Genomic DNA, 14447 nt, shown 5'->3' on the forward strand with positions numbered 1-14447 from the left:
AAGAGACAGACCCTGCCTACCGGCGGTTTCGCGATATCGGTATGCATCTGTTTGATTTGCAGCTAAACAAGCCGGGGGCGTTGACGGAACAGATCCTCCATCTAGGTGAGTTCAGGAACGCGCTCTCTGCGGATGACCGGATGTTCAAGTTTATTAAGGCCTTTATCGCGCACGGCGGGCGCTATATTCTGCCGGAAGGGCTCAATCCCGCGCTGTGGACTATGGAGAGCCGTGGCACTCCTTCGCTCTGCCCGCTGTCGGAACTGTCTCCCGGGCAGCCCTGCCAGTTTGCGCTTCAGCCGATTGTCGAGCCGGAAAGCGGCCATATCTCATCGTTCGAGGCGCTGATCCGCAGCCCATCTGGCGGCTCACCGGCGGAGATGTTCTCCTCGGTGCCGGAAAAGAAGCGCTACGATTTCGATCTGGAAACCAAAGCCTACGCCTTTTCGCTTGCCGGCAGCATTAACCTCGGCGAACAGCGGCTGGCGGTTAACCTGCTGCCGGGCTCGCTGTATAACCGCTCCGGCTCGGTGGCGTTTTTACTGGATAAAATCCGCGATGCCGGGCTAAAGCCGGAGCAAATTATAATAGAAGTCACCGAAACCGAGGTTATCTCCGGCTTCACCGAGTTTCAGCAGGTGCTGAAGGATATTCGCGTGGCCGGTATGAGCCTGGCCATCGATGATTTTGGCGCCGGCTATTCTGGACTTTCGCTGCTGACCCGCTTCCAGCCGAATAAAATTAAGATCGATGCCGAGCTGGTGCGCAATATTCATATGAGCGGAGCCAAGCAGGCGATTGTGGTGTCCGTGGTCAGATGCTGCGAAGACCTCGGGATCACCGTCGTCGCCGAAGGCGTGGAGACCATTGAAGAGTGGTGCTGGCTGCACGCCATCGGAATTCGTCTTTTCCAGGGCTTTTTGTTCTCCCGACCCCAGCTGAACGGCGTCGGAGAAGTCCGCTGGCCGGTCAGACTCCCCGGCAAAGGGCTGCCAGCGCCCGCACTGGCGCCCTAACCGGCGGTGAATATCCCCTTTTCGCCGCCATCAGAGCGCACGTGCCCGGCGGCGGAGGCCGGATAATCTCCGCCGCTAATGACCAAAAAATCAGCTGGCGAGCGGTTTATCCGCCGGCGCTGAAGCGGGCTCAGGCACCGTCACCCTGAACGTCTCGCGCAGTACCTGCGGGAGCTCGTCATCGGAGAGCAGCCGCTGGCGCGTCTCCTGACCGCGGATCGTCTTAAGCGCCTGGCCGGAGAGAATATCTCTGCCGTCGGGGTGGTGTAACACGACCACTAATTGCCTGACAAACACGGTGTCCGGATGGGTGGAATTCAGATAGTTGGCGGGCTCAAAATCGATCAGCTCGTGGCGCGAGAGATCGAAACTGTATTGGTTGTGCCAGCCGCTATCAACCCACGCCTGCAGCGTATACACGCCGGTCGCATCGAGGCTGAGGCGGAAGGTATCCGGATTCTGCGGCTGTTCAGTATCAAGAATGGCGAGGTCAACGGGCGCCCGTATTCCGTAATGACCAAACCCGAGATCGCACAGCCAGCGCCTGCCTTCAACAAAAGCAATCACCACCATATGCGTTCGCGGACGACGTGCTGGATAGAACATCGGGCGCGCGGCGGCAAACTGGTAAGGGATCCCCAGCGCTTCAAGCGCCATGGCAAACAGCGCGTTAACTTCGTAGCAATATCCGCCCCGCTGCCGTCCGATCAGTTTTTCGACAATATCTTCCGCGACCAGCGAAACGCCTTTCCCGTCCCGCACGTCGATATTCTCAAACGGAATTGAAAATAGCTGTCTTTGCATAATGTCACGCAGCGTGGCGGCATCCGTTCGCGGCGAGCCGCGATAATCAATGCGCTGAAAATAGGCGGCAAGGTCAAAATTTTTGGCTTTCATGGCAATCTCCGTGTCTTCGTCATCTGCAGCCGAGAATAGCGTTGCGGGCGCTAAGCGGATATATTCAGATTTATTGAAAACCAGCCTGTACAGATCCCATGCTTCCCCGCTATCAGCGCATTGCCCTTTCGCTCCGACAGGCCATCACTGCCGGCGCGCTTCATCCCGGCGACCGCCTGCTTTCAGTCCGCAAGCTGGCTGAACGGGAGCAGGTCAGCATCCCGACGGCCCAGGAAGCATTGCGTTTTCTGGAGGCCGAAGGGCTGATCGTCGCCCGCCCGCGCTCCGGGTATTACGTCAGCCTCGTTACCCCCGCAGCCGCATCTGGCGCGGTTCCCAACGCCGCTCCGGTCTCCGTGGATATGTCGACCCTCGCCAGAACGCTGTTTAGCGGTCAGGAGAGTCGCCTGGTTCCGCCTGGCGCCGCGCAGCCCGATCCGGCCTGGCTGCCGGCGGCCCGGCTGCAGCGGATTCTGCAGTCCGCAAGCCGCCGTCTGGAGGCCTGCGGACAGACCTACAGCATGCCGCCGGGAAGAGCCGATCTGCGTTATCAGATAGCCCGCAGGGCCGTCCAGTGGGGCGCGACCTTCGGCCCAGACGAGCTGATCGTCACGGGCGGGGCCACCCAGGCCGTGCGCCTGGCGCTACAGGCCGTCTGCGCTGCCGGCGATGTTGTGGCGATCGAACGTCCCGCCTGGTTTGGCGCATTGCTGCTTCTGGAGTCAATGGGCCTCAAGGCGCTGGAAATCGCTACCGATCCGCAGGAAGGCATCTCCCTTACGGCGCTGAATGAAGCCATCGTCAGCTATCGCCCTGCCGCGGTGCTGGTCTCCCCCAGCGCGCAGAACCCAACGGGCGCCGTGATGCCGGTTGCCGCCAAAAGGGAGCTGGTTTCGATGCTGGAGAGACACGGCGTTCCGCTGATAGAAGATGACGTCTATGGCGACCTGGCCGGGGATGCCGTCCGTCCGCCGGCGTGTAAGGCATTTGACCGCAGCGGCTCCGTGCTGTACTGCTCCTCGGTGTCAAAAGCGCTGACGCCAGGCTGGCGCACGGGTTGGATCGCGCCGGGCCGCTACTATGAAGAGGTGATGAAAATACGGCTGGCCAGCGACTGGGCCGGCTCGCCGCTGACGGAAGCGGCGGTAAGCGATTTTATGTCCCGCGGGGACTACGATCGTCACCTTTTACGTCTCAAGAGCAGGATCCAGAAAAGCGTCGACATCATATCCCGCACGGTAGCGGCTCAATTTCCCGATCAGACCCGGGTGGTCATTCCGCAGGCCGGATTTCTGATGTGGGTGGAGCTGCCCAAAGCCATTAACGCGCTCGACGTGCACCGCGCCGCGCTCGAAGCCGGGATTGGCGTAAGTCCGGGGCAGCTTTTTTCCCCGCGCCAGGATATGAGCCATTATCTCCGGCTTAACTGCGCCTGCGAACCCACGCCGCAGCTGATAGCGGCGGTAACAAAGCTTGCTGAGATCTGTCGGCGTGCGGAGAATAAAAATTAATCGCCTGGCGGGAGCGTTATCTCTATTGCGTAATAATTTTGATTTCAACCAGCCGATGCTGGCTAAGGCCGCTTCCCCACGGGCAGGAAGCCTGTTTTGTGAAGGCCCCCTGCTGCCGATACGCGAGGGGGCTTATGCCCTGAGGGCTGCTTAGCCCACTCCGGGTTTACTCGCTCTCTTCGAGCGCATCCTGAATAGCGTCAGCTAATGAAGCCACTTCCTGCGCCACGTTGCGCAGATCCATCTGGCTGCGGATCCCTGAATTTGCGGTTGATGAAGAAACGGCGGCTTTCGAGATTTCTAAGGCGGCCTGGACGGCAAGGAGTCGTTTCTTCTCTTCTGCCGTGGCAGCATTACCAAAATATTGTTCTAACATCCTTTTATCCCTGTAAGCGTTGGTGGAGCGCCATAATAGCACAGGAAGCGGGCGGTATTATATGAGAGGCAGGAAGTCGATGCCCTCCTCTTTTAACGCCTGGCGGACCGCCGGTCTCGCCAGCACCCGCTGATACCATGCGGCAATGTTTTTATAATTCGTCAGGTCAATATCCAGGTTATAAACCGATATCAGCCACTCCGCCTGCGCCCAGCCAACCAGCGCGAACAGATAGCCGTCGGCAATCGAGAACTGCGCTCCGGTGATAAATGCTTTATCCGCCAGCTGCTGGTCGAGCCACGCAAAACGCGAAAGCAGCTTCTCGCGCGCAATATTGATATAGGCCCCGCCGTGCTCGCTATAAAAGAGGGGAATAAAGGCTTTATGAATTTCACTATTGAAAAATACCAGCCACTCTTCAAGGCGATAGCGCGCGCTCGTCCCGCTGGCGGGAGCCAGTCCGGCGTCGGGCGCTAAATCAGCAATATATTGAATAAGCGTGACGCCCTCTCTGAATATATCCCCGTCGGCGGTCTCTAATGCGGGGACATAGCCCAGCGGATTAATATCATAATAGTTATTTCCGGCGCCCCAGGTATGGGTTTTGGTATCAACGCGAATAAGCTCAAAATCAAGGCTCGCTTCACGTAAAGCAATATGGGGAGAAAGCGAGCAGCTGCCCGGAGAATAATAAAGTTTCATGCAATAACACCCTCACCGTTTAAGTATAGCGCGAGGTTAACAAAGTTAGTTGATACTTTAAAGAAGGCACATTATTGTAGTGTAGGTACATAAATTATACTGAGTATTAACATGAAAGACGTTATCTCCGGCTGTTCCGTCGAAGTTGCGATGAATCTCATTGGCGGCCGCTGGCGTTTACTTATTGTGTCGTACCTGCTGGAAAAGCCGAAAAGGTTTAGCGACCTCCGTCGCGATATCCCCGCCATATCTCAGCGGATGCTCACCATGGATCTCAGGGCGTTAGAAGAGGCCGGCGTCGTGCAGCGTACCGTTTATCCCGAAGTGCCGGTTAAGGTTGTTTACAACCTGACGGCCGACGGTCTCAGGCTGGTAAAAGTGGTCGAGGTCGTTAAGGAGCTGGGGCTGTGGCTGAAGCAAAAGCAGGAACCGGCGAACTGCTAACGGGATCCCGTTCCTCGCCGACCGTCTCCTGTCGATGAGGCGGTCGGCGGAGCGGGCCTGTCAAAGCTACCGCTCTTCCCCCTGGCGCAGGGTCAGAACCTCAAAGCCGGTGTCGGTCACCGCAATGGTGTGCTCCCATTGCGCCGAGAGCTTCTTATCGCGGGTCACCACCGTCCAGCCGTCTTTCTTAAGCTTCGTTTTGCTGTCGCCCTGGTTGACCATCGGCTCGATGGTAAAGACCATTCCCTGCTGCAAAACGACCCCTTCGCCGGGTTTACCATAGTGCAGCACCTGCGGGTCTTCATGCATCTCTTTGCCCACGCCGTGGCCGCAGTACTCCCTGACGACGCTGTAGCCATTCTTCTCAACATGGGATTGAATCGCATGGCCAATATCGCCCAGCGTGGCGCCGGGCTTCACGACCTTGATCCCCTTCCACATCGCTTCATAGGTCGTTTTCACCAGCCGGCGAGCGAGCGGAGAAACGTCGCCAATCAGGTACATTTTGCTGGAGTCCGCAATCAGCCCGTTCTTCTCAAGCGTAATATCGACGTTAACAATCGACCCTGATTTCAGGCGCTCCGTCTCCTTCGGCATCCCGTGGCACACGACCTCGTTGATGGAGGTATTCAGCACATAGGGGTAATCATACTGCCCCTTGCTGGCGGGCCGGGAGTGCAGCTGGTTGACGATGAAATCCTCGGCGCGATTGTTAATCTCCATCGTGGTAACGCCCGGCTGAATAAACGCGTCCAGCATGTCAAAAACGGCGGCTAACAGTTCCCCTGCATGGCGCTGTAGAGCCAGCTCTTCGGCGGTCTTAATGGGAATGGATAGCATTAATCACCTCCAGCAGGCGGTCGGACCCTGATTTGAGCATCAGCAGCTTAATCTGCTGATGGTTAAGCTCGGGATAGAGCTCGCTCATCATCCCCACGCGGATCCAGTATTCGGCCTGAGCGTTCACCGACCGCGACATGGCCCGGCTGGCGTCGCGGATATCGTCATGCAGCAGATCTGAAATTTTTACGATTCCCATATATATATTCCGTAATAAAACATATACGCATCGTATGCTTTTTGGCAGCTGAAGTCACGCGGTTAGACGCGCCCGTTGAGATCCTCTGCCGCTGGCCGAAGGGTCGTCATTTCCGGCGGCCGGGTCGGTCATATAAAACATAAATGGGATAACTGTCACATTTTTAGTGTAGGGTACTAAAAATCGCATTGACCGCCAGGACAGTTATAAAGTGAAAACCTCGCTCGCATTCCCGCTGCTCACCCTTTTTGTCGGGCTTCTTATCAGCGCTTTATTTAACTCATCGTCAACCCATCGCGGGCGCAGTCAATGCCAGTGGTCCGATAGCGTGATGCTGACCTGCCTGAGCAAACAGCATGGCGCGGTCGGGCGCATCAATCCCCTGGTCAAGCACGTCAATACCTTACGCTAACCGGATCTCCGGCCACTGCGGTCGGGACCATCCGCCTGACCGTCGTCTCCACAGCATTTTATGCTGGGTTGAAAACTCTCGCCCGGGAAGGTCGGCGCACCTCTGGTTCCAAAAACAGAGCGTTTATTCCGGTAAGCAGCTAATAAGCAACCAAATAGCAGAGTTAAATAAAATACGCCCGGGCGACGTGGGCATCCCATGATGCAAAATGCGGGCGAAAAAAAACCGCCAGTGAAATGGCGGTAAATAAATGCTTGCATGGATAGATTGTGTTTTGCATTGTACGCAAAAAAAGAGTCTATCTTTCTTTACGCCTATCGCGCACCTTAGCACCCTCTACTTCAATGAAGCTTAAACCAACCGGCTTAAAGCTTTTCCACCAGCGTTTTTAGCTGAGCAATCAGCGGATCGCGGGCCGGCTCGCCGCCGTAAGCCCAGGTGGACTGGCGCACAATCAGCGTGGTGGGCAGGAGTTCGCGGATCCGCATCTGCGGCGTCGCCATCTGCTGGGCCAGCAGCTCCACGGCCCTTTTCCCCAGCAGATCGAAATTCTGCGCGACGGTGGTTAGCGGCGGCTGGAAGTAGAGGCTATCGGCGGTATCGTCGTAGCCGGTTACCGAGATAGCGCTGCTGCCGGTGCGGTTAAGCTGCGCCAGCGCGCTGAGCACCCCCAGCGCCATCTGATCGTTGGCCACCACGATAGCGCTGATCCGCGGCTGAAGGTGCAGCAGTTCAAAGGTCTTTTGCCAGCCGCTGGCCGCGCTCCAGTCGCCGAAGACCGTCACCTCCCGGCTGATGCCCAGACGATGCAGCGCCTCGCGCCAGCTGCCGAGGCGCATTCGCGCAGAAATAGAGCTCTCCGGCCCCGCCAGCAGGCCAAACTCCCGATGCCCGGATTCCCACAGATGACGCACGCAGGCGCCGCAGCCGTCGCGGTGATCGAAGCGCACGCAGGAAACCTCGGTTTCGGGAGCAACGTCGAGGAACAGGCAGGAGATATCGGGGTTCTCGGCGGCCAGGCGCTCGGCGGTGCTGCTCTCCAGCGGCAGGCTGACGATGGCCCCGCGGATATGCTGGGCGCGAAACTCGTCCAGCCGCGCCTGCAGAGAAGCATAGTCGGTCTGTTCCGGCATGGCGATCGACACCTCCAGCCGGTGCATGCCGGCATGCAGCTTCACCGCCGCGGCAATTTGCGATGGCGCATGCAGGGTCAAGGAGGCGGTGATCAGCCCTATGGACGGCGCCGCCTTCCCCGCCAGCAGCTGGGCGGAACGGTTAGGGACATAGTGCAGCGCCTGCATCGCGCGAATCACCTTGTCGCGGGTGCGGTCAGAGACCACGTCCGGATTATTCAGCACCCGGGAGACCGTCTGCTGAGAGACTCCGGCCTCTTGCGCCACATCATCTAAGGTTGCCGAACGCCGCTGCATAGTCCTCTCCTGGTCGCCAAAATTCAGTAGGTATTGGTTAAATGTCTTTCGCTAACATTTTATGTCTAATTCACGACAAAAATCAGCTCTAATTCCGGCATTTCGTGATCGTTAATGGGTTTCATTTCCAACGATATTGCGGCACGAGTAAAAATATCTGATAACACATTCATTCTTGTCTAGCGAATGACATTTACTTCACTTATCCGTCAGGTATGCGTATGCAACAACACGACTCAACCGCCGCCCGCTCTCCGCTGTTCCACGAAGTGCTGGCTCGTGAAGACTGGCAAAACCAGACCATTACTCACCTTAACCGCCTGGCGTCCCACCCGACCTTTGCCAGCTGGCGAAATATCGCCGACGCGCGCGACAATCTGCCCGGCGATCGCCGCCGTCTGCTGGACGGACGGTGGCAGTTTTCCTACGCCCGCAGCCCGTTTGCCGTTGACGCCAGCTGGATCGACGCCGATCTGCCGGACAGCCGCAGCACTCCGGTTCCCTCAAACTGGCAAATGGAAGGCTACGACGCGCCGATTTATACCAACGTCCGCTATCCCATCGACACCACGCCACCGCGCGTGCCGGAAGATAACCCGACGGGCTGCTACTCGCTGACCTTTACCGTTGATCCGCAGTGGCTGGCGGAAGGCCAGACCCAGGCGATCTTCGACGGCGTCAACTCGGCCTTCCACCTGTGGTGTAACGGCGAGTGGGTCGGCTACTCCCAGGACAGCCGCCTTCCTGCCGCGTTTGACCTCTCGCCGTACCTGCAGCCGGGCGATAACCGCCTGTGCGTGATGGTGATGCGCTGGAGCGCAGGAAGCTGGCTGGAAGATCAGGATATGTGGCGCATGAGCGGTATTTTCCGTTCGGTGTGGCTGCTCAATAAGCCCCATCAGCACCTCAGCGACGTGCATATCACCCCGACGCTGGACGCGCTCTGCCGCGACGGCGAGCTGGCGGTCGATCTGACCATCGCCGCGCCTGCCGGGGAGCTCGACGCGCTGACCGCCGAGGTCAGCCTGTGGCAGGGGGATAAACAGGTTGCCAGCATCCGCCAGCGTCCCGGCTCGCCGGTCATCGACGAGCGCGGCAACTATGCCGAGCGCGCCAGCTTAACCCTGGCGGTCGAGCGCCCGGCGCTGTGGAGCGCCGAAACGCCGCACTGCTACCGCGCGGTGGTCTCGCTGTGGCAAGGCGATCGGCTGATTGAAGCGGAAGCCTGGGACATCGGTTTCCGCCGGGTCGAGATAAGCAACGGGCTTTTGCTGCTTAACGGCAAACCGCTGCTGATCCGCGGCGTTAACCGCCATGAGCACCATCACCAGCGCGGCCAGGTGGTGACCGAGGAGGACATGCTGCAGGATATCCTGCTGATGAAGCAGAACAACTTTAACGCCGTGCGCTGCTCGCACTATCCGAACGTCTCCCGCTGGTACGAGCTCTGCAACCGCTACGGACTGTACGTGGTCGATGAGGCCAATATCGAAACCCACGGCATGGTGCCGATGAACCGCCTTTCCGACGACCCGTCGTGGCTGCCGGCGTTTAGCGCCCGCGTGACGCGCATGGTGCAAAGCAACCGTAACCATCCGTCGATTATTATCTGGTCGCTGGGCAATGAATCCGGCGGCGGCGACAACCATGAAGCCCTCCACCACTGGATCAAGCGCAACGATCCTTCGCGGCCGGTGCAGTATGAGGGCGGCGGAGCGGACAGCAGCGCCACCGATATTATCTGCCCGATGTACGCCCGCGTTGAGCGCGACCAGCTCATTCCGGCGGTGCCGAAATGGGGTATCAAAAAGTGGATCAGCATGCCGGGCGAGCAGCGCCCGCTGATCCTCTGCGAATACGCGCACGCCATGGGCAACAGCCTGGGCAACTTCGCCGACTACTGGCAGGCGTTCCGCGAATATCCGCGCCTGCAGGGCGGTTTCATCTGGGACTGGGCGGATCAGGCAATTAGCAAAACCTTCGAAGACGGCAGCACCGGCTGGGCCTACGGCGGTGATTTTGGCGATAAACCCAACGACCGTCAGTTCTGCATGAACGGGCTGGTTTTCCCCGATCGCCGCCCGCACCCGTCGCTCATCGAGGCCAAACACGCCCAGCAGTTCTTCCAGTTCGCGCTGCTGGCGCAGTCTCCGCTGCGGGTCAGCGTCAATAGTGAATACCTGTTCCGCGCGACCAATAATGAAGAGCTGCGCTGGCAGGTACAGTCAGCGGGCGAAACCGTCGCCAGCGGCAGCACCGCCCTCGATCTCATCCCGCAGGGCGAGGCGGAGCTGACGCTGTGCGATAACCTGACCCTGCCTCAGGGAGCGAAAGAAGTCTGGCTGCTGCTGGAGGTGGTTCAGCCGCAGGCTACCGCCTGGTCGCCGGCCGAACACCGCGTCGCCTGGCAGCAGTTTGCCCTCGCCGCCCCGCTGGCGCTCGCCAAATCGGCGCCTGCCGGCAGCGCGCCGACGCTGGAGATCGATGAGTCGGTCTACGTCGTTAGCCTGGGATCGCAGCAGTGGACCGTCGATCGGCACAGCGGGCTGCTCAGCCAGTGGCGCGCGGACGGCGTGGAGCAGCTGCTGACCCCGCTGCGCGACCAGTTTGTGCGCGCCCCGCTGGATAACGATATCGGCGTCAGCGAAGTGGAACGCATCGACCCTAACGCCTGGGTTGAGCGCTGGAAAAGCGCCGGGTTGTACGACCTTGAGGCGCGCTGCGTTCGCTGTGAAGCCCAGCGTCTGGCCCATGAGGTGGTCATCGACAGCCGCTGGCACTATCTGCGCGGCGATGAAGTGGTCATCGTCAGCAGCTGGCGTATGACCTTTGATAGCGAAGGCCGCTTACATCTGGCGGTAGACGGCGAGCGCGCCGGTACCCTGCCGCCGCTGCCGCGAGTCGGCCTCAACTTCCAGGTCGCCGATCAGCAGCAGCCGGTCTCGTGGCTCGGCTACGGCCCGCATGAAAACTACCCGGACCGCCGCAGCAGCGCGGAGTTCTCCCGCTGGCAGCTGCCCCTTGCGGAGATGAGCACGCCGTACATCTTCCCCACCGAGAACGGCCTGCGCTGCGACAGCACCGCGCTGGACTGGGGACGCTGGCACGTCGCGGGCCACTTCCACTTCTCGGTGCAGCCCTACGGTACCGCGCAGCTGATGGCGACCGACCACTGGCACCTGATGCGCCCGGAGAGCGGCGTCTGGATCACCCTCGACGGCCGGCATATGGGCGTCGGCGGCGATGATTCCTGGACCCCGAGCGTTCTGCCGCAGTGGCTGCTTCAGGAGACGCGGTGGCAGTATCAGATAAGCATTCATTTCCAGTAATAAACCCGGAATAATCGGGCTACGCCGCGGGTGATTCAGCAAGAGAATCGCCCGCCGGCCGCCTGGATCATAACGGTATAAAGCCGGAATAATTCGAGTTGCAGGCAGGGAACCCGACGGCTTACTGACGTCAGCGGCGGGGATGAGCGAGGAAAGCGAGGAACAGCAGCGCACATGCAACCTGAAGTATGAGCGGTATAAACGGGGCGTCAGGCCCCCAACCCTACAGGCATAATAAAAATGGAATCTCTCTATGAAATTCTCTGAACTCGCGCCGCGAGAACGGCATAACTTTATCTATTTCATGCTGTTCTTTTTCTTCTATTACTTCATTATGTCGGCCTATTTCCCCTTTTTCCCGGTGTGGCTGGCGGACGTTAACCATTTAACCAAAACGGAAACCGGGATCGTCTTCTCCTCAATTTCGCTGTTCGCCATTATCTGCCAACCGATATTTGGCCTGATCTCTGACAAGCTCGGGCTGCGCAAGCATCTACTGTGGACGATCGTGGTGTTATTAATTCTGTTCGCCCCGTTCTTTATATTCGTCTTTTCACCGCTGCTGCAGATGAATATTGTCGTCGGCGCGCTGGTGGGCGGCATCTATCTGGGGATCGTCTTTTCCAGCGGCTCCGGGGCGGTCGAGGCCTATATCGAACGCGTCAGCCGCGCCAACCGATTTGAATACGGCAAGGTGCGCGTCGCCGGCTGCGTCGGCTGGGCTATCTGCGCATCGATTACCGGGATCCTGTTTGGCATCGACCCGAATATTACCTTCTGGATTGCCTCCGGCTTCGCGCTGGCACTCGGCGTGCTGCTGTGGTTTTCCCGTCCGGAAAGCAGCAACAGCGCCCAGGTGATGGACGCGCTGGGCGCCAACCGCCAGGCCTTCTCGCTGCGCGTTGCCGCCGAGCTGCTGCGCATGCCGCGGTTCTGGGGATTTATTATCTACGTGGTCGGCGTTGCCAGCGTTTATGACGTCTTCGATCAGCAGTTTGCTAACTTCTTTAAAGGCTTCTTCTCCAGCCCGCAGCGCGGAACCGAAGTCTTTGGGTTTGTCACCACCGGCGGCGAGCTGCTGAATGCGCTGGTGATGTTCTGCGCTCCGGCGATTGTTAACCGCATCGGGGCGAAAAATGCGCTGCTGACCGCGGGGGTAATTATGTCGGTGCGCATTCTCGGCTCCTCATTCGCCACCAGCGCGGTCGAAGTGGTGATATTAAAAATGCTGCATATGTTTGAAGTTCCGTTCCTGCTGGTCGGCACCTTCAAATATATCTCTTCCGCCTTTAACCCGAAGCTCTCCGCTACCCTGTTCCTGATTGGCTTTAACTTATCGAAACAGCTCTCCGGCGTGGTGCTGTCGGCGTGGGTGGGACGCATGTACGACACTGTAGGCTTCCATCAGGCCTATCTGATCCTCGGATCGATTACGCTGTGCTTTACGCTTATTTCGCTGTTTACCCTCAAAGGCAGCAAAACCCTGCTGCCGGCCCCGGGATATAACAACGCTGTCTGAGGCATAACGCCCGCCGCAAGGCGGGCTATCAGCACCTGATTCGGGTCTCACCGCCGCTGTTTTCCAGCTCATAAATTTGGCTCTCCGCCAGCGACGAGATGAGCTCGGTCAGCTCCGCCGAGTGGCTGGTCAGCCAGATTTGGCTATAGCGCGATGCTTCAACGATCAGCCGCGCCAGCGCCGGAAACATCTGCCGGTGCAGGCTGTTTTCCGGTTCGTTAATCGCCAGAAATGCCGGCGGCCTTGGGCTCAGCAGCGCCACCGCCAGGCACAGGAAGCGCAGGGTGCCGTCCGACATTTCCGCCGCCAGCAGCGGCCGGGAGATGCCCTCGCGGCGCATCTTAATCGAAAAGCGCGAATTCTCATTTTCACAGAAGAAACGGCACTCGGGAAAGGCGCTCTCGAGGATTTCGTGCAGCAGCTCCACGGCGCCAATTTCGACAATGGTCTGAAACGCGGCGGCCAGGTTGTGCCCGTCGCTATCCAGCACCGGCGAACGGTAGCCCACCGCCGGATGGCGCAGCGCGGAGTGGCGGCCGATATTGAATTCGTGATAAAAGCGCCACTGGCGCATGGTCTCCCGGACGCGGGATATTTCCGGGAAGCGGTGCGGTTCACCAAGCTGGCCGAAGATCGATTCATTCTCGTAGATAGCTTCGGTAAAGGTGTTTTTCTCGCCGTTCACGTCAATCAGAAACGCCGCCTGATTTTTACGCTGCAGCACTCTGGCCGAGGGGCGACGGGAGAAGCCGGCCAGCCAGATAGACTCCTCTTTGACAATAGGATCGAGCATAAACTGGGTGGGATACGGCAGCTTTTCCGGAAATCCGACCTGCAGCTCATAGTCGAACTGTTCCGTCAGGCAGGCGATCTGCAGCCGCTTCGGGTAGCGGGCCGTGGGCGCGCTCTTTCCCGACCACATGATGTTTTCGAGGCCGCCTTCATCGCTGATATAGCTGGAAAATTTGCCGTCCGCGGAGGCGGTGAGCAGATGGATGGCCTTGTAGATATTGGACTTGCCGCAGCCGTTAGGCCCGAAGACGATATTCAGCGCCCCCAGATCCAGCTCGATATCCCTTACCGATCTGAAATTTTGTATGCGGAGATGGTGGATCATGGTGCTCCCTAAGATCGCGAAATCATTTGCTAGCGCCGGGAAAACGCCGCCTGAGCGGACGGCGGTCTGCCGTCCGGTACAGGCTCAGCACAGCGATTTCTTCATACCCCGGGTCAGCGCAACTCTGGTTAGTTTATCCGTGTCGTCATGAGTATCGCTAAACACGCCAAAAAAGTAACGCTCATTATCGATAGTCTGCGACACGATCCGATAGCTCAGCGGCTGCCCGGATTTCGCGCCATATTGCGCGGCGGTGACGGAAAGTTCCGTCGCGGTATCGGCGACGCTGACCAGCAGACCATCCGCCTTCCCCCCCACCAGCATGACCTTAATTAGCGGGTCCACCATGTTCCTCCCGGATTGGGGTCAATGATTAACGTTCGATAGCCGACCGCTGGTAGCAATAGCGCTACCTTCAGTACATTCTTATAGTTCATACCGGCCCTAAATAAAAAAACTCTTTCTTATACTGAGCTAAGCATTGATTATTACGACTAAAAGCTGACGAATGATGAAGGAAAAAAGAGAAATTGTGAATCTTCACAACTCTTATTTCGCATTATTTTCAGGTGCGAGCGTCGCCGGGCTGCGCCCATAGCGGCGTGAAGAAATAAAAACTAAGGAACAGTCACCGAAATGCGCCACTCTCTTGTTG

14 protein-coding genes are annotated in these 14447 nt (G+C 58.5%); 6 read left to right on the top strand and 8 right to left on the bottom strand.

The features are described 5' to 3' along the window. A partial coding sequence (locus tag PFH44_RS18055; RefSeq protein WP_283825730.1) for an EAL domain-containing protein occupies positions 1-1016 on the top strand: 1016 nt, incomplete at its 5' end. Positions 1017-1106: 90 nt separating this feature from the next. Here the strand turns inward: PFH44_RS18055 and PFH44_RS18060 are convergent. Next, complete coding sequence (locus tag PFH44_RS18060) at positions 1107-1913, bottom strand: arylamine N-acetyltransferase family protein (RefSeq protein WP_283825731.1); 807 nt, start codon at positions 1911-1913, stop codon at positions 1107-1109. 98 nt (positions 1914-2011) lie between these two features. On the opposite strand from PFH44_RS18060, the gene PFH44_RS18065 reads away from it, so the two are divergent. Beyond that, on the top strand, positions 2012-3424 hold the full coding sequence (locus PFH44_RS18065) for an aminotransferase-like domain-containing protein (RefSeq protein WP_283825732.1): 1413 nt from the start codon (positions 2012-2014) through the stop codon (positions 3422-3424). Positions 3425-3590: 166 nt separating this feature from the next. On the opposite strand, the gene PFH44_RS18070 is transcribed toward PFH44_RS18065, so the two are convergent. Both PFH44_RS18070 and gstA read right to left on the bottom strand, forming a co-directional pair. Continuing rightward, a complete protein-coding gene (locus PFH44_RS18070) occupies positions 3591-3800 on the bottom strand; it encodes a hypothetical protein (RefSeq protein ID WP_045858319.1) in 210 nt (69 codons plus the stop codon). Between the two features lie 57 nt (positions 3801-3857). Further along, positions 3858-4502: a glutathione transferase GstA gene (gene gstA / locus PFH44_RS18075; protein ID WP_283825733.1), complete on the bottom strand. Its 645-nt coding sequence runs from the start codon at positions 4500-4502 to the stop codon at positions 3858-3860. Positions 4503-4613: 111 nt separating this feature from the next. Here gstA and PFH44_RS18080 point away from each other — a divergent pair, with 111 nt between their 5' ends. After that, positions 4614-4946, top strand: a complete 333-nt coding sequence (locus tag PFH44_RS18080) for a winged helix-turn-helix transcriptional regulator (RefSeq protein ID WP_283825734.1) — start codon at positions 4614-4616, stop codon at positions 4944-4946. Positions 4947-5012: 66 nt separating this feature from the next. Here the strand turns inward: PFH44_RS18080 and map are convergent, their stop codons facing one another. Together map and PFH44_RS18090 are read right to left on the bottom strand one after the other, a co-directional pair. Continuing rightward, positions 5013-5786, bottom strand: a complete 774-nt coding sequence (gene map, locus PFH44_RS18085; protein ID WP_283825735.1) for a type I methionyl aminopeptidase — start codon at positions 5784-5786, stop codon at positions 5013-5015. Then, a complete protein-coding gene (locus PFH44_RS18090; protein ID WP_041145722.1) occupies positions 5767-5985 on the bottom strand; it encodes a ParD-like family protein in 219 nt (72 codons plus the stop codon). The genes map and PFH44_RS18090 overlap by 20 nt, the downstream gene beginning before the upstream one ends. Before the next feature lie 211 nt (positions 5986-6196). Between PFH44_RS18090 and PFH44_RS18095 the strand changes: the two genes are divergently transcribed. Continuing rightward, positions 6197-6397 (top strand): hypothetical protein, encoded by a 201-nt coding sequence (locus PFH44_RS18095; protein ID WP_045858328.1) that lies wholly within the window; start codon positions 6197-6199, stop codon positions 6395-6397. A gap of 365 nt (positions 6398-6762) precedes the next feature. On the opposite strand, the gene PFH44_RS18100 is transcribed toward PFH44_RS18095, so the two are convergent. Beyond that, on the bottom strand, positions 6763-7827 hold the full coding sequence (locus PFH44_RS18100) for a LacI family DNA-binding transcriptional regulator (RefSeq protein ID WP_045858330.1): 1065 nt from the start codon (positions 7825-7827) through the stop codon (positions 6763-6765). A 221-nt stretch (positions 7828-8048) separates the two neighbouring features. Here PFH44_RS18100 and PFH44_RS18105 point away from each other — a divergent pair, with 221 nt between their 5' ends. Next, entirely contained in the window at positions 8049-11156 is a 3108-nt protein-coding gene (locus PFH44_RS18105) for a beta-galactosidase (protein ID WP_283825736.1), read from the top strand. A gap of 253 nt (positions 11157-11409) precedes the next feature. Next, positions 11410-12675, top strand: coding sequence for an MFS transporter (locus PFH44_RS18110; protein WP_045858335.1), 1266 nt, complete (start codon positions 11410-11412; stop codon positions 12673-12675). Positions 12676-12703: 28 nt separating this feature from the next. Here PFH44_RS18110 and PFH44_RS18115 read toward each other — a convergent pair whose 3' ends face one another. Then, complete coding sequence (locus PFH44_RS18115; RefSeq protein ID WP_283825737.1) at positions 12704-13792, bottom strand: AAA family ATPase; 1089 nt, start codon at positions 13790-13792, stop codon at positions 12704-12706. 84 nt (positions 13793-13876) lie between these two features. Beyond that, on the bottom strand, positions 13877-14137 hold the full coding sequence (locus PFH44_RS18120) for a hypothetical protein (RefSeq protein ID WP_045859573.1): 261 nt from the start codon (positions 14135-14137) through the stop codon (positions 13877-13879). Positions 14138-14447 lie beyond the last annotated feature (310 nt).

It is taken from the genome of Klebsiella sp. Ech2A, assembly GCF_030078455.1.
GTDB classification, from domain to species: Bacteria; Pseudomonadota; Gammaproteobacteria; order Enterobacterales; family Enterobacteriaceae; genus Klebsiella; species Klebsiella terrigena.